Annotated in this window: 16 protein-coding genes; 6 read left to right on the top strand and 10 right to left on the bottom strand. The window is 47.9% G+C overall.

Going from position 1 to position 15,431, the window contains the following annotated elements; translation table 11 throughout:
- The first annotated feature begins 37 nt into the window (after window positions 1–37).
- Window positions 38–415: a response regulator gene (locus EA408_12375; protein TVR69705.1), complete on the top strand. Its 378-nt coding sequence runs from the start codon at window positions 38–40 to the stop codon at window positions 413–415.
- Between the two features lie 169 nt (window positions 416–584).
- On the opposite strand, the gene EA408_12370 is transcribed toward EA408_12375, so the two are convergent.
- From EA408_12370 to EA408_12345, 6 genes are all read right to left on the bottom strand, one after another.
- Window positions 585–1,268: a Crp/Fnr family transcriptional regulator gene (locus tag EA408_12370; protein TVR69704.1), complete on the bottom strand. Its 684-nt coding sequence runs from the start codon at window positions 1,266–1,268 to the stop codon at window positions 585–587.
- Between the two features lie 108 nt (window positions 1,269–1,376).
- A complete protein-coding gene (locus tag EA408_12365; protein ID TVR69703.1) occupies window positions 1,377–1,697 on the bottom strand; it encodes a hypothetical protein in 321 nt (106 codons plus the stop codon).
- A gap of 19 nt (window positions 1,698–1,716) precedes the next feature.
- Window positions 1,717–4,917: a carbamoyl-phosphate synthase large subunit gene (locus tag EA408_12360; protein TVR69702.1), complete on the bottom strand. Its 3,201-nt coding sequence runs from the start codon at window positions 4,915–4,917 to the stop codon at window positions 1,717–1,719.
- Between the two features lie 274 nt (window positions 4,918–5,191).
- The gene (locus EA408_12355; GenBank protein ID TVR69701.1) at window positions 5,192–6,307 is read right to left on the bottom strand and encodes an ATP-binding protein; all 1,116 of its coding nucleotides are present in this window, start codon (window positions 6,305–6,307) and stop codon (window positions 5,192–5,194) included.
- Window positions 6,308–6,728: 421 nt separating this feature from the next.
- Entirely contained in the window at window positions 6,729–7,829 is a 1,101-nt protein-coding gene (locus EA408_12350; protein ID TVR69700.1) for a UDP-N-acetylglucosamine 2-epimerase (non-hydrolyzing), read from the bottom strand.
- Window positions 7,830–7,983: 154 nt separating this feature from the next.
- Window positions 7,984–8,862, bottom strand: a complete 879-nt coding sequence (locus EA408_12345; protein TVR69699.1) for a tetratricopeptide repeat protein — start codon at window positions 8,860–8,862, stop codon at window positions 7,984–7,986.
- A gap of 99 nt (window positions 8,863–8,961) precedes the next feature.
- Between EA408_12345 and EA408_12340 the strand changes: the two genes are divergently transcribed.
- Both EA408_12340 and EA408_12335 read left to right on the top strand, forming a co-directional pair.
- Window positions 8,962–9,441, top strand: coding sequence for a DUF302 domain-containing protein (locus tag EA408_12340; GenBank protein ID TVR69698.1), 480 nt, complete (start codon window positions 8,962–8,964; stop codon window positions 9,439–9,441).
- Window positions 9,442–9,450: 9 nt separating this feature from the next.
- A complete protein-coding gene (locus tag EA408_12335) occupies window positions 9,451–9,522 on the top strand; it encodes a hypothetical protein (GenBank protein ID TVR69706.1) in 72 nt (23 codons plus the stop codon).
- 24 nt (window positions 9,523–9,546) lie between these two features.
- Here the strand turns inward: EA408_12335 and EA408_12330 are convergent, their stop codons facing one another.
- Window positions 9,547–9,822, bottom strand: a complete 276-nt coding sequence (locus tag EA408_12330) for a methyltransferase domain-containing protein (protein ID TVR69697.1) — start codon at window positions 9,820–9,822, stop codon at window positions 9,547–9,549.
- Between EA408_12330 and EA408_12325 the strand changes: the two genes are divergently transcribed.
- Both EA408_12325 and EA408_12320 read left to right on the top strand, forming a co-directional pair.
- Window positions 9,771–10,202: a DUF4143 domain-containing protein gene (locus tag EA408_12325; GenBank protein TVR69696.1), complete on the top strand. Its 432-nt coding sequence runs from the start codon at window positions 9,771–9,773 to the stop codon at window positions 10,200–10,202. The genes EA408_12330 and EA408_12325 overlap by 52 nt on opposite strands.
- Before the next feature lie 183 nt (window positions 10,203–10,385).
- A complete protein-coding gene (locus tag EA408_12320; protein ID TVR69695.1) occupies window positions 10,386–11,729 on the top strand; it encodes a DUF4143 domain-containing protein in 1,344 nt (447 codons plus the stop codon).
- Between the two features lie 167 nt (window positions 11,730–11,896).
- On the opposite strand, the gene EA408_12315 is transcribed toward EA408_12320, so the two are convergent.
- Genes EA408_12315 through EA408_12305 form a run of 3 tightly spaced genes read right to left on the bottom strand, consistent with a single transcriptional unit; the run spans window position 11,897 to window position 14,184 of the window.
- Window positions 11,897–12,664, bottom strand: coding sequence for an SAM-dependent methyltransferase (locus tag EA408_12315; protein TVR69694.1), 768 nt, complete (start codon window positions 12,662–12,664; stop codon window positions 11,897–11,899).
- A 26-nt stretch (window positions 12,665–12,690) separates the two neighbouring features.
- Window positions 12,691–13,812: a Fic family protein gene (locus EA408_12310; protein TVR69693.1), complete on the bottom strand. Its 1,122-nt coding sequence runs from the start codon at window positions 13,810–13,812 to the stop codon at window positions 12,691–12,693.
- Between the two features lie 60 nt (window positions 13,813–13,872).
- Entirely contained in the window at window positions 13,873–14,184 is a 312-nt protein-coding gene (locus EA408_12305) for a hypothetical protein (protein ID TVR69692.1), read from the bottom strand.
- Window positions 14,185–14,323: 139 nt separating this feature from the next.
- Here EA408_12305 and EA408_12300 point away from each other — a divergent pair.
- Window positions 14,324–15,431: ATP-binding protein (locus EA408_12300; protein TVR69691.1), on the top strand; the 1,108-nt coding region annotated here is incomplete at its 3' end.

Genomic DNA, 15,431 nt, shown 5'->3' with positions numbered 1-15,431 from the left:
CCTTATATTTGCACCATAAATATACACCCGCAGCCAAATGGCCAAAGAAAAAAAATCAATCCTCGTAGTCGACGACTCAGAAACCAACCTGGTGCTGATGGAAGCGCTGCTTGCCGACAAAGGGTGGGAGCTCAGCAAGGCCACTTCAGGTAAGACTGCCCTTGGGATGATCAGCAAATCGAAGCCCGACCTGATCCTGCTCGACCTGCTAATGCCGGGTATTGACGGGAATGAGATGCTTGACAGGCTGAAAGCCGGCGAGCAGACCGCCGATATACCTGTGATAGTGATCTCGGCGGTACACAACAGCGAGGCACGTATCACCTGCCTGGAGAAAGGTGCCCTGGATTACCTCACCAAGCCCGTCAATATAAACGAGATGCTGAAAAAGGTTGAAAAGGTGCTTGAAGAATAAACGGCTGCCGGCCATCCCGCGGTGCCTCGTGAACCTGCCCGGTGCCTCGTGAACCTGCCCGGTGCCTCGCAAAAATTCCCCTGAAGCCAGGTAACCGTGACTGGTGCCTCTCCGGCATTACCGTTGCTCCGTCATAAACCCCGGCGCCACACGAAAGACCCGGTGGACCTTAACCCAGCCGGCTCAGGGCATTAATTATATCATGACTTATTATCTCGACCTTCTTGCCGTCAAGCTTGATTATCCTGTCGTGCCTGAACTCCGCAAGCGTCCTTATCATGCTCTCCTTGGTGGTGCCGGTGAAATCGGCCAGTTCACGCCTTGAAAGCGGCAGGTCGAACACATCACTGCCAAAGATCTCTTTCGAGAAAAAGAGCAGCATCTCAGCTACCCGGCCCGGCAACTGCTTCTGAAGGTGATTTGTAAATTTAGTGAGCATCCTAAACCCCTCATTGCTCATCTGCTCCAGGAGCCTCACAGCAAAAAGTCCGTTAGACGATATAACATCCTTCAGATCTGCCACGCCGGTCATGACAACCTCCGAATCCTCAACAGCTATTGCGCTGTACTCATATGGCCCTTCACCGAAGACTGAAGGAAGTCCGATAAAACTGTCACTTACAAAAACATCAAGAATGATCACCCTGTCATTCCGCACCTCCTTGCTGATCTTGACCAGCCCCTTCTTAAGGTAAAACATGTGCGAAACGGGAGTGCCCTGCCTGAATATCAACTCGCCGGCCCTGTAATTGACAGCAAGGCTGGCCTGACTCAACACCTCAAACTGTGTCTCGTCAAGCAGATCAAAAAAGCAGATCCTTGAGCCGTCTTCTCTTGTTAGGTTATCTGACATAAGGCAGAAAAAATCTCTTTGATTCTCAAATGTAGATGAATTTTTTCAAATATAACATTTCCCGGCAGCATCCCCGCTGCCAATCAGCCCCGGCACCAGGTCTTTCCCTCACCCTATCTTCAGGCTGAGCCGCGAAAACACCATCAGCACAAAACCAAGTATTGCCAGCACAACACCCGGCAGCGCGTTGTTCAGGGTCAGCACGGCATCCCTGAACGAAAGTTCGATAACAGACTCAGAAGTAACACCCAGGATGACAAGGGCTATGCCGCCAAGCAGGGCCACGGCAGCAAAGGCAAATTTTAAAATGAACACCCTGTACTCCTTCTCAGCCAGGTTGACGATAACCTCCGGGGGCATGTCCCCGGGGATCTCGATCTTTTTGAGGTTAAAGCCAAAAGGTATCTTCATGATAACATAAAAATACAAAATTTTCCCGAAGCAGCGCCTAACCCTCTATCTCCCCGTGGTATTCCTGCAGCGACTTGACCTTGTAACGGCCGTTGAGGCGCTCCCTTATCCCCTCGGTGGCGGCAAAGGCGGCTGCAGTGGTGGTGATATAGGGAATGTTGTGCCTGATGGCCGATTTGCGGATGTAGCTGTCGTCATATTCGCTGAGCCTGCCCGCCGGCGTGTTGACGATCAGGTCAATGTGCCCGTCCACTATGGCATCCAGGATATTCGGGCGGTTCTCATGCAGCTTGTTGATGAACAGCGCCTGTATACCGTTGTCATGAAGAAAATTGCACGTGCCCTCCGTGGCCATGATCCTGAAGCCCAGTTCGCGAAAGCCCCTCGCCGTCTTAAGGATCTTGTCCTTATCGCGGTCGGCAATGGTGATCAGCACCGTGCCCGATACCGGCAGGGGCGTTTTGGTAGCCTCCTGCGACTTGAAAACCGCCATCCCGAAGCTGTCGGCCATACCCAGCACCTCCCCGGTAGAGCGCATCTCCGGGCCCAGTACCGGATCCACCCCGGGGAACATGTTGAACGGGAACACCGACTCCTTCACCCCAAAATGTTTGATATTGTTCTTTCTGAGGTTGAAATCGCCCAGCTTCTTCCCAAGCATTATTTCGGTGGCGATCTTCGCCATCGGTATGTTGCATATCTTCGAAACCAGCGGCACGGTGCGCGAAGCACGCGGGTTGGCCTCCAGAATATACACCACATCCTTGTAGATCGCGTACTGTATATTCATCAGTCCAACGACATTCATCTCGATGGCGATGCGGCGCGTGTACTCCTCTATCAGCTCTATCTGCTCCTCAGGGATAATCACCGGCGGTATCACGCAGGCCGAATCACCCGAGTGGATTCCCGCGTATTCGATGTGCTGCATCACGGCCGGCACGAAGGCATCGGTGCCGTCGGCAATGGCGTCGGCCTCGGCCTCGATGGCATCCTCCAGGAACATGTCTATCAGCAGCGGCCTGTCGGGCGTAACATCAACGGCAGCGGTAACATACTGCCTCAGCATCTCCTCGTCAAGTATCACCTTCATCCCGCGTCCGCCCAGCACGTATGAGGGGCGCACCATCAGCGGGTAGCCGATCCTGCCGGCAATCTCCACCGCCTCCTCAAGGGTGCTCGCCATGCCCGATGCCGGCTGCGGGATGTCAAGCTTCTCCATGATCTTCCTGAAGTGGTCGCGGTCCTCGGCATCGTCGATGGTACGGGGACTTGTCCCGATGATCCTCACCCCGTTCTCCTCCAGCTCCCTGGCGATGTTCAGCGGCGTCTGCCCCCCAAACTGCACTATCACCCCATCGACCTTCTCCTTTTCATAGATGCTCAGCACATCCTCGACGGTAAGCGGTTCGAAATAGAGCCTTCCCGAAGTATCGTAATCGGTCGACACCGTTTCGGGGTTGCAGTTCACCATGATCGATTCAAACCCAGCGTCCCTGATGGCAAAAGCCGCATGAACACAGCAATAGTCGAACTCGATGCCCTGTCCGATGCGGTTAGGCCCGCCCCCCAGCACCATGATCTTTTTGCCGCCGCCCGGCGCAACAGTGTCGGGCCCGTTATAGGTCGAATAGTAATAAGAAGCATCGGCGCCGCTCACCGGAATTGAATCCCATGCCTGGCCCATGCCCAGGGCAAGGCGTCTTTCGCGAATCTCCCTTTCGGGGAAACCGACGATCTGAGCCAGGTACTTATCGGCAAACCCGTCTTTCTTGGCCCGCAGCAGCAGCTCATCAGGAATTCCGGTATCCCGGAAGCCGATAATCTCCTCCTCCAGCTCCACCAGCTCCTTCATCTGTTCTATGAACCACGGCTTGATGTGGGTTTTACGGTGCAGCTCTTCGACCGTTGCCCCTTTCCGCAGCGCCTCGTACATGATGAACTGGCGCTCGCTCGACGGGACATTCAGCATCACCATCAGCTCATCAAGCCCCTTTTTGTTGAAATCCTTCGCGAAACCCAGTCCGTACCGCCCGACCTCAAGAGAACGTATCGCTTTCTGCAGCGCCTCCTTGTAGTTCTTCCCGATGCTCATCACCTCGCCCACAGCCTGCATCTGGGTCCCCAGCCTGTCCTCCATCCCGTCGAACTTCTCGAACGCCCACTTCGCGAACTTCACCACCACGTATCCATCCAGGGGAGTGTATTTTTCAAGCGTGCCACCCCTCCAGTAGGGGATCTCGTCGAGGGTCATTCCCCCTGCCAGCAGCGCCGATATCAGCGCAATCGGAAAACCCGTGGCCTTCGAAGCCAGGGCCGACGAGCGCGACGTTCGCGGATTTATCTCGATCACTACCACACGGCCCGTTTCCGGGTCATGAGCAAACTGCACGTTGGTGCCGCCAATAACGCCCACATCCTCAACGATGCGCCATGCATAATCCTGCAGTCTCTCCTGCAGCTCCTGCGATATGGTAAGCATCGGCGCCGTGCAGAACGAATCGCCCGTATGCACCCCAATGGCATCTACATTCTCGATAAAGCATACCGTTATCATCCGGCCCTTCGCGTCCCTCACCACCTCAAGCTCCAGCTCCTCCCATCCCAGCACCGACTCCTCCACCAGCACCTGGTTCACCATGCTCGCATCAAGTCCCCGAGACGCCACAGTCCGCAGCTCCTCAAGATTATATACCAGTCCCCCACCTGTGCCCCCCATCGTATACGCAGGACGTATCACCAGCGGGAAGCCCAGTTCCGCGGCCACCCTTTCGGCATCGGCCAGGGTATTGACAGCCGTCGACCGCGGCATCTCGATGCCCAGCCGCTCCATCGAGTTCTTGAACTCGGTGCGGTCCTCGCCCTTCTCTATCGCTTTCAGGTTAACCCCTATGACCTCAACATTATACTCATCAAGAACACCGCTGTTGGCCAGCTCGAGGGAGAGGTTCAGCGCCGTTTGTCCCCCCAGGTTGGGCAGCAGCGCATCGGGCCGCTCCTTCTTTATGATCTCGGTCAGCGCGTACATGTTCAGCGGCTCGATATAGGTATGGTCGGCCATCTCAGGATCGGTCATTATCGTTGCCGGGTTGGAGTTCACCAGCACTATCTTGTATCCCAGCGAGCGCAGCGCCTTGCAGGCCTGGGTTCCCGAATAGTCGAATTCACAGGCCTGGCCTATGACGATTGGTCCCGAGCCGATGATCAGGATCTTGTTGAGGTCTTCCCTTCTTGGCATTGAATTAAGATTTTGAACCCCCGGCAGCGTCCGGCGAGCGCAGTTGATAAAGCTAACATCTCCAGGGCGCAGCCCCATGAAACAGATGATTTATTTCCGGTCCGGAGGATCGGTGTGCCGACCCCGCGCAGCGGGTGAGCCGGGCTAAGCCAATCTAATCATCCGGACGGTTGAAACCAGCGAAGCCAATTAATCACCCCGATAAATTAAATCCCTGCGAAAATAATCGAAAAATTGATTGCATCAAATCCCTGTCAATCTCATTTACATCCAATCAAAAAAGTTCAACCGGGTCAATTTCCAGAAACTCCTGCCACGATAAGCTTTTGTTATCAATTAAGTAGACCCTGTCAGGATTAAACCTGGAGGAGAAAGTATTCATCCCCCTTCTGGCGAAACCGGAATGGCCGCTCTTTACCTCAACAGCAACAACCTTACCACGTTTCTCAAGAACAAAATCAACCTCCTCACCCCTTTCCCTCCAGTAATAAACAGAATAATCCCCGCCTGCAGAATTATTAATCAGATGGGCTCCGGCAACCGACTCAATTAAGTGCCCCCACTTCACCGGATCAAGTATAATCTCGCCAAACATTTCATTTCTTTGTGCACTCAGAAGCGCGTTATTGTACACCTGGAACTTAGGGCTTGATGAGCGTTTCCTTATAGTTCCCGATGCATATTTTTCTATCCCGCCGAGCAATCCCGCGGTATCAAGCAACCGGAGATAATGCGCCAAAGTTGTTGTGTTGCCTGCATCATGCAATTGCCCGAGAATTTTGGTATAAGACAATATCCTTCCGGAATAGAGGCAACCAAGTTCAAAAAGCATCTTCATCAATGCAGGTTTATCAACACGCGTCAGCATCAGGATATCCTTCGAAACGCTTGTCTCTATTATACTGTCTCTTATATACCGTTTCCAGCGGGGTTCATCATCAACAAGCGGTGCACTGCCGGGATAACCGCCAAACCATGCATACTTTTCAGCATTCCAGCCAAAAGCGCCTGACATTTCAGACAACGACCAATGTGACAATTGAATAATCTCAAACCGGCCGGTAAGAGATTCAGTAAGCCCTTTTTTAAGCAGCAGACGTGAAGACCCAAGCAGCAGTAACTTTATCCGGTTTCCCAGGCGGGTATCCTCATCCCAGTATTTTTTAACTGTCTCACTCCAGTTGGAAACTTTTTGGATCTCATCGATAACAAGCAAGAACTCACCGGCCGTGCCGGTACGGAGCCTCAACCTTGCCGCCTCCCATACCTGTCCGAGCCATTCAGCATTCCCGGCAGGAACATCATCGGCAGATTCAAAAATCCACGGAACATCCAGGTCTTTTACCAACTGCCCTGCAAGGGTAGTCTTCCCCACCTGTCTCGGCCCCATCAATACCTGGATAAACCGTCTGGGCTCAATTAACCTCTTCTTAACAAACTTATAATGTGGTCTTAAAAACACTTTCGTCAATTTACTCAATATATTGAGTAAATTTACTCAATATAACAATAATTCCAAAACAAATTTCACTTAAGCTGCACCTCCCCGGCAGCATTTAAGTCACTTACTAATAAATCCCTCATAAAAATCATTTTTATCACCCGAAGATAAAATTATTAAACTGTCCGGATAACCCTTTTCCCCTCCTTGTAAAATCTCAGATCCGCAGCAGGATCTCAACAATTCTTTCGGCAGCGCGGCCGTACCGCAGCCCGGGCACCGAGTCTTTTTCTACCCCATCTCCCTCATCAGCACCTTAACGATGCGGTCGGCAGCACGGCCGTCCCACAGCTCCGGAACCGAGCCATTTTTACCCCATCTCCCTCATCAGTATTTCAACAATTCTTTCGGCAGCGCGGCCGTCCCACAGCTCGGGCACCGAACCTTTTTTGGCGGCGCCATCCAGCACCTCCAGGGCCGTTGAGGCGACCCTTGAAAAGTCCGTTCCCACCAAAAAGTTGGTCCCCACCTCCACCGTCACCGGCCGTTCGGTATTATTTCGCACTGTAATACATGGCACCCCAAGGAAAGTCGTCTCCTCCTGTATGCCGCCGCTGTCGGTTACCACCAGCGCCGCATTTTTGACCAGGGCCAGGAAGTCGATATAGCCCAGCGGATCAACCATCACCACGCTCTCCGGCACCAGTCCCCCGAGTCCGAACCTGGAAATATTCCCCCGCGTTCGCGGGTGCACCGGGAAGAGCACCTTTTTGCCTCCCTGCTCCGCTATCCCCGCCAGCATCTCCAGCAGCCGCTTCAGCGACCCCTCCTCATCGACATTCGAGGGGCGGTGAAAAGTCACCAGCACATAATCGCCCGCCACCAGTCCGAATTCCCCCACGGCCCCTGAGGCATCGATCTTCGGCATATAGAACACCAGGCTGTCTATCATCACGTTGCCCGTGAAGAACACCTTAGCCTGATCGATCCCTTCCGCCGAAAGGTTCTCCATCCCGCTCTTTTCGGTAACAAACAGGAAATCGGAAACCACGTCGGTAAGCACCCTGTTAACCTCTTCCGGCATCGACCGGTCAAAACTCCTAAGTCCCGCCTCCACATGGGCCACCTTTATGCCCATCTTCACCGCCACCAGGCTGCAGGCGAGGGTGGAGTTCACATCGCCCGGCACAATTACCAGTCCGGGCCCCTCAGCCTCCAGCACCTCCTCGAAGGCCATCATTATGCGGGCCGTCTGCGACGCGTGCGAGCCGCCGCCCACGCCAAGGTAGAAATCGGGCCTCGGCATCTCCAGCTCGTCGAAGAACACCTTCGACATCTTCTCGTCAAAATGCTGTCCCGTGTGGCAAATCATGTGCTGCACACCGGCGCCGGACTTCTGAAAAGCCTTATGAACGGGCGCTATCTTGATAAAATTCGGCCTCGCGCCGACAACGGAAATAATTTTTCTCATCAATGATATTTATTCGCAAAAACAGGATTGTATCTTAATCCATTTCTGTAATTCAGCAAAAATACTGCGTTTCAGAAACAAATCAAATTTCCCGGAAGCCTGCAGATGCCATACAGAGGAATATTTGAAAAGTCATCGAAATAACGGCTACGGCCTACTCCCCGCACATATCGTCAATAAGCCTCTGTGCCAGTTCATGGCCCAGCTCCAGTGCCCTGTGCCAGTCGGCGCAAGCCCCTTCCGTATCTCCCAGCCTGAATTTCCCGATGCCCCTGTAGAGCCAGGGCTCATCATATTCAGGATTCAGGTCCAGGGCGCGGTTGTAATCGCTGATCGCCCCCTCATCATCTTCAAGAAAAGTCCAAACCCTGCCACGGAGGTACCATGCCTCCGCGTTGCCGGGATTCAACCTCACTGCAATGTTGAAATCATCAAGGGCCCCCTGGTACTCTTCATTGAGGAGAAATATGTAACCCCTTGTAAGATGAGCATCGAAGTGATCAGGATCGACAGCCGTCAGCCTGTCGAGGTCACTTACCGCACCATCAAAATCATTCATATTTCCGCGGGCACCTGCCCTCTGCATAAGCGCCCCGGTGTGCAGGCTGTCAATCTCCAGCACCTTTGAAAACTCCCCGGCAGCAGCTTCGTAGTCACGACTTCCCATCAGTTCCATACCCCTGTCATAATGACCCTCAGCCACGCTGGCCGGACCAGCCTCTTCAGCCAATGCAGCCGGATCAGTCTCTTCAGCCATGGCATCCTGACCGGCCTCCTCCGCTTCCCGCCTTTCCATCGCCCTTTCGGCCACAGACCGCTCCTCCAGGGCGGGGTCAGGCATGTACGTCAGGAAAAGAATTATTGCCGATAGTCCGATAAGCGCCAGGAATGCCACCCGGCCAACCACCTTAAGCTGGTTGTACTTTTTGATATCGGCAAGCTCTTCGGGACTGATGTGGTATCCGCAGTTACTGCACCGCACTTCCTGCGAGGCGGTTTCGCCGGTGCAGCGCGGACAGGTGATCTTTGGCATGGCAGGCAGTTTATGGTTTGCCTATAAATATAGCACCCCGAACAATAAAATCAAAACTTTGTTAATGAATAACAATGTACAACACAAACAACAAGCAAGATGAACACTAAAGTTATCATACCCGCCCTGGCCGGAGTTGCTGCAGGGATAATTCTCATCATACTGATCATGGTCTCTTCGGGACAATCGATGATGCTGAAAGAAAAACAGGTGTCCCATAACTTCGAAGATGCCGTTGAACTCATTGAAACAACAGTAAGGCAAAAGGGGTGGACGATCCCGGCAGTCCACAACATGCAGGCAACACTGGCAAATTTCGGCCATGATGTAGAAAAGATGAAGATATTTGAGATCTGCCACCCGGACATTGCATATCAGATCCTCTCACAAGATGATGAGAGGATAGTGTCATCTCTGCTACCCTGCCGCTTATCGGTCTATGAAAAGTCCGATGGCAACGTATATGTCTCCTGGATGAACATGAGGTTTGTGGGCCGGCTGATGAAGGGCGCCATACCCGGGGCCTTTGCCGAAGCATCATCTGCCACTGACCAGATTGTCAATGTCCTGCTGCAATAGCCCCTTCGCATTTCCAGGCAGTGCGAAGCCATACACCCGTTTCAGGATGGCCACAGAAGAACCGGCCGTATACTGAATTAATCTGCACGTGCCAGGATTATTTTCTCAGCACATAAATAAAGTACTTCTCTCATCATCAGCCTTGAGAGCATTTACAATATTTTCATTAATTAACTCATAATGGACAACATCAAATTCCGAATTACTTATATCCTCCTTCATTTCAGCCATTTTGTGGTCATGCCTGAAATCAGTCAGCAGCAAGTACCCCCCGCTTTTTAATGTGCGATGGACTTCAGAAAGAAATTTGCTGAAAAGCAAATACCTGTGTGAAGATTCAACATTCAGCACTATATCAAAAATGTCATTTTCAAAAGGCAGCCCTTAAGCATTACCCAGGCTTCTACAAATCTGTACATAGCCTTAATTTTTTCATCTCAAATATCCTTTTTTTTTACCCTTCCGGGGAAAGTAAATTGGCATTTTCGAGATGCTTCCTTGCAAAATCGAGCCATTCGCAGACACGGCAATCGAATAAATCTACAGCCGCATTAGTAGAATTGAAACAACTACATTCAAAAACAGCCATTCGAACCACAGCAAAAAGGCATTTTGTCGATCCATCTGTTTCAACAGCAGTGCTGCGAACAAACCCCGAAGATATTTTAAAAGACTTTCAATACTTTGGATTTCTTTTTGAAGCCTTGTGTACCCGTGACATTCGGGTGTATGCACAAGCAAACGATGGCGATGATCCCTGAATTTAAGAACTAATACTACCGGCAGAAGACGAAGCAGCCAGCTGAATAATATCCCCATCTTTTATACAAAATGAATTGATTTTATGTGCCTCTTTTATTCATATATACTATTATTTATCCCCCTCTTTAATACAATCTATTAATAAATTTGATATATTTGTTTCATTGTAAAAATATTAAGATATGTTTAAACGGGATTTATTGACCGATCTGGAAAAATGGGCAAGGAGCCCTTTGCGAAAACCTCTTATTCTTCGCGGAGCGCGACAAGTAGGCAAAACCAGCCTTGTGAAAATGTTTGCTGAAAACTACGATCACTTCATCCATTTAAATCTTGATAAGAAGGAGGATCAGAACCTTTTCCTGCATGAATTGGACATTCACAGACTTTTTGAAATTATATGCCTTCATAAACAAATCAAAAGTATTGACGGGGATGTTCTGCTTTTTATCGATGAAATTCAAAATTCACCCAATGCAATAGCGGCCCTACGATACTTCTACGAGGAAAAAAATGATATTCATGTCATTGCTGCCGGGTCACTCCTGGAAACAATTTTTTCCCGCAACATCAGTTTTCCTGTCGGCAGAGTTGAATATCTTCCGGTCAGACCATGTTCATTCAGTGAATACATCAGGATAACGGGTAATGAAAGAAGTCTTGAATTACTTGACACGGTACCTTTCCCGGAATACGGACACGACCATCTGATCCGGCAATTCAATAATTACACCATTATCGGAGGAATGCCTGAAATTATCAACACATATCTCCGGACAAATTCATTTTTAGGACTAAACAAGATTTATAACAGCCTCTTTGTTTCTTACACAGACGATGTTGAAAAATATGCCCCTAATTTAACAATGGCAAATGTTATGCGGCATATTATAAAACACTCTTTTATTGAGGCATCTACACGAATAAAATTTCAGGGATTTGGCAACTCACCTTACAGAAACAGAGAAATTGGCGAAGCGTTTAAAATGTTGGAGCGCAGCTTTTTAATTAATCTGGTTTATCCTGCAACGAATACACAATTACCGATGATGGCAAATTATCGCAGATCCCCGAAATTACAATTGGTTGACACCGGAATGGTAAATTATTTTTCCGGCATCCAGGGTGAACTTATTACTGTTAATGACTTAAATGATTCTTATAAGGGACGTATAGCTGAGCATATAACCGGGCAGGAATTACTTACACTGGCTGATTCCGTCTTATACAAATTGAACTACTGGACAAGAGAAAACAAAGATGCAAGTGCTGAAGTTGATTTTGTATGGCAACACCAAAACAAAATAATCCCAATTGAAGTAAAATCGGGAAAAGCCGGCAAGTTAAGGTCACTTCATCAGTTTGTTGACAGAGCCCCGCATAATTTTGCATTACGAATCTATTCCGGTAAATTTTCAGTTGAAAATGCCGTTACAATTGCAGGGAAGAAATACAAACTGATAAATATCCCTTTCTACCTGATTCATAAGCTGCCAAAATATCTGGAGTATTGCATTGGTGACTAAGATGTATCCCTTTGGTTTACCCAAAAATATAGCATTTTTTATTTAAATATCCTTTCGGGGAAAAACAGGTCACTGAAGAGGATAAATCTCACTTCCTTTTTATCAGTTATCAGCGTGCTCCTGTAAGAAAGATTGACGATCAAGGCTTTTTCGGACCGGTAAAAGGATTATTTTCTCAGCACATAAATAAAGTACAGGTACCTGCCTGATTTATACCTCTTGTAAGTTGTCGAACCTGTCGCTCCGGCAAAATTCAAAGCCGTGCTCCTTAAACCCCGGGGGATAAGTCTTTTAACCAGGTCCCTTCTTCTCTCATCATCAGCTTTGAGAGCCTTTACAATGTTCTCATTAATTAACTCATAATGGACAACATCAAATTCCGAATTACTTATATCCTCCTTCATTTCAGCCATTTTGTGGTCATGCCTGAAATCAGTCAGCAGCAAGTACCCCCCGCTTTTTAATGTGCGATGGACTTCAGAAAGAAATTTGCTGAAAAGCAAATACCTGTGTGAAGATTCAACATTCAGCACTATATCAAAAGTGTCATTTTCAAAAGGCAGCTCCTGTGCATTTCCCTGAATGAAAGTCAGTCCCTCCTTCCTGTAATGTCCGTTACAAAAATCAACAGCCTTCTGGTTCAGGTCCAGTCCCGTCGAACTTGCGGGTTTAAAAGTTTTATGCAGAAAAGACAATCCCCCTCCGCGGCCACAACCAATTTCGCATATGTTTTTACCTGCCAGGCCGGCAAACGAAGCCAGTTTGTAATACAACTGTATCGAAAACCTGTTTTTTTCATCCTCTTCAGAAAGCTCTGTTTTTTCGTTATCGTCATGATACCCGAAATTCATAAACAGGATCTCCTTACGCCTGTCGATCTTGCTAATATACCAGTACCATTTTCTGAAAACCCAGGCTTCTATAAATCTGTACATAGCCTTAATTTTTTGTCAGTTCTTTTTTAAGATTCACTTAAAATGTTGTAAAGGTCAATGTTCAAATAAACTATCTCCTTTCCAATTTTCTCTGAAACCAAAACACCTGAATCTTCAAGTTGTTTGAGGAATTTTTTAACTGTATTCAGGCTCTTGGTATTGTTATCTATCATTTTCTTAGGGCTAATATAAGGCTGTTCAAAAAGCTTTTCTATGAATTCTTTTCTTATTGATGGATACCTTTCAGCTACTAATTCAATAGTTCTTGAAAATAGCCTGTCAATTTCTTCTATTTTGCTTATTGTATACTTAGATGTTTCTTCAATTGCTTTAAGCATGTAGATAATCCATGGATTCCATCTTCTAAGGGTTGTTACATTTTTTAATAGTTCATAGTATTCGTCCTTTTCTCTAATGATATATGCGCTTAAATAGAGGATTGGAACTTCTAATAGTTGCTTCTGAATCATTAGCAGAATACTTAAAATTCTTCCTGCTCTTCCGTTCCCATCCCTGAATGGGTGAATGGCTTCAAATTGATAATGCGAAATTGCAATTTTCAGCAATGGGTCATAGGGATATTTTGAATCATCGTTAATGTATTCGAGTAGATTATTTAATTTCTGCTGTATAATTTGAGTTCCTCTTGGTGGGGTATAAACCACTTCGCCTATCAGCTGTCCACTTCCTCGTTTAAGTATTACGGATTCAGTTTGCGGTGGTCTGATACCATCATTAACCTGCTTAATTTCCTGGTAAATATCGATCAGAATTTCAATTGTTAACGCTTGATTCTTTACAATATCATTGTATCCTTTCCAAAGCGCCTGCCTATATCTTAGAACTTCCTTAGCATTTCCTTTCAGCCCGTATTCGCTAATTGTGAGCGCCTTATAAAGTTCATCGTCTGTTGTGAAAATATTTTCAATCTCCGTACTTGCTTTTGCCTCTCTGAGCGCAATGGTATTCACAAGCATTGATTGATTTGGTAGTTTTTTTGCAATTCCTTTTAGTTCAGCAAGGGCTTTGTTCGCATTGTTTAGTGCTTTATACACTTCTTTTGTTTCTACCTTGTCATCATCTGGTGGGAGAAGAGGTAAATTATTGTAGGGTTTATTTCTATCGTAGGGTTCAATTAGATTTGACATAAATTTTTCTTTTTGTCAAAAATACATAAATATTGACAGATGCAACATTTTGCTGTCAAATTATTTTATCCAACAAACCTTTTTGTCAAAAAGTGCAACAAACAGTTTCATTTCGGGTAGCCGTTGGCTAAACATCAAAATAATAAAACTTAGGCGCCCTGATAACCCCCTGTCCAATTGTCCATTATGTACCCGGGCCTTCACCTTCGTCCAAAACAACGCCACAGCTTTACTGATAACCGCCAATCTCAAGAATTCTTCCAAAGCACACAATTTAAACGATGCGATATCTCTATATGCGGTTAAAGGCACAGCAGGTTTTGTCACGCTAAAAACCCTGTAAACAAGTCCGGCCTCTTCCAGCCATAGCAACGCATCTTAATATTTAAATACTTGCCAAAACCGGAAGTAAATACTTGCCAAAACCGGAAGCAATTTCTTGCCAAAACCGGAAGTAAAAGCTTGCCAATTCCGGAAATAATACGATATTTGTAACAAATGCATATTCATCATGAACAAAAAGACCTATATTCCAAGATTGTGCGATGCAAACCTGCAATTGGCCCTGCAATCGTCAGGCGCTGTGCTTATTGAGGGCGCTAAATGGTGTGGCAAAACCAGTACCGCAAGCAATGTATCACGCAGCGTGTTGTATATGCAAGACCCTGACAATGCGAAGTCATATCTGGCTATGGCCGACACAAAACCATCCCTGTTGCTCAAAGGTGAAACACCACGATTAATAGATGAGTGGCAAATGGCCCCCGTATTATGGGACGCCGTTCGGTTCGAAGTTGATAAAAGGTCGGAAACAGGCCAGTTTATATTAACAGGTTCGGCAGTACCCTCCGATAATGTTACCGCTCATACCGGTACCGGCCGGATATCACGCTTAATGTTGCGCCCCATGAGCCTTTTCGAGTCCCTGGAATCGAATGGTACTGTATCCTTGCGCGAATTGTTCAATGGTGATCAGGATGTGGAGGGGCTGTCAGATTTAAGCCTTGAAGATATTGCTTTCGCTCTGTGCAGGGGGGGCTGGCCTGCAAGCATTAAACTGCAGGGCGTAGCTGCTTTAAGAATGGCAATGGATTATGTAGAAGCAGTGATAAACTACGATGTGTCGCGGGTTGACAATGTCGAAAAAAATCCCGAAAGAGTGCGCCTCCTGCTACGATCCCTGGCACGTAACATTGCCACAGCAGCTACTTATCAAACCATCAGAAACGACATTGAAGCAAGCGACATTACCATATCCGATAAAACAATTAGTTCGTATATGAATGCCTTGCGCCGGATTTTTCTGGTAGAAGATTTGCCGGCATGGTCACCGTCATTACGTTCAAAAACAGCCATTCGAACCTCAGCAAAAAGGCATTTTGTCGATCCATCTATTTCTACAGCAGTGCTGCGAACAAACCCCGAAGGCATTTTAAAGGACTTTCAATACTTTGGCTTCCTTTTTGAAGCCTTGTGTACCCGTGACATTCGGGTGTATGCACAAGCAAACGATGGCGATGTATTTCATTATCGCGATAAAAGCGGATTAGAGTCTGATCTGATTGTGCGCCTCCGCGATGGCCGGTGGGCTGCAATAGAAGTGAAACTGGGCAAAAAAC

The sequence above is a fragment of the Marinilabiliales bacterium genome (assembly GCA_007695015.1).
Lineage (GTDB): Bacteria > Bacteroidota > Bacteroidia > Bacteroidales > PUMT01 > PXAP01.
Note: the sequence above shows the minus strand (reverse complement) of the source record. Positions and strands in the feature narration are given on the sequence as shown.

What these genes read in the sequence shown, in the direction of transcription:
- EA408_12355 (TVR69701.1), bottom strand. Translation starts at nt 6,307, where the DNA reads ATGGGGCCGAGACAGGTGGGGAAGACTACCCTTGCAGGGCAGTTGGTA.
- EA408_12360 (TVR69702.1), bottom strand. Translation starts at nt 4,917, where the DNA reads ATGCCAAGAAGGGAAGACCTCAACAAGATCCTGATCATCGGCTCGGGA.
- EA408_12340 (TVR69698.1), top strand. Translation starts at nt 8,962, where the DNA reads ATGAACACTAAAGTTATCATACCCGCCCTGGCCGGAGTTGCTGCAGGG.
- EA408_12350 (TVR69700.1), bottom strand. Translation starts at nt 7,829, where the DNA reads ATGAGAAAAATTATTTCCGTTGTCGGCGCGAGGCCGAATTTTATCAAG.
- EA408_12370 (TVR69704.1), bottom strand. Translation starts at nt 1,268, where the DNA reads ATGTCAGATAACCTAACAAGAGAAGACGGCTCAAGGATCTGCTTTTTT.
- EA408_12345 (TVR69699.1), bottom strand. Translation starts at nt 8,862, where the DNA reads ATGCCAAAGATCACCTGTCCGCGCTGCACCGGCGAAACCGCCTCGCAG.
- EA408_12315 (TVR69694.1), bottom strand. Translation starts at nt 12,664, where the DNA reads ATGTACAGATTTATAGAAGCCTGGGTTTTCAGAAAATGGTACTGGTAT.
- EA408_12375 (TVR69705.1), top strand. Translation starts at nt 38, where the DNA reads ATGGCCAAAGAAAAAAAATCAATCCTCGTAGTCGACGACTCAGAAACC.
- EA408_12310 (TVR69693.1), bottom strand. Translation starts at nt 13,812, where the DNA reads ATGTCAAATCTAATTGAACCCTACGATAGAAATAAACCCTACAATAAT.
- EA408_12320 (TVR69695.1), top strand. Translation starts at nt 10,386, where the DNA reads ATGTTTAAACGGGATTTATTGACCGATCTGGAAAAATGGGCAAGGAGC.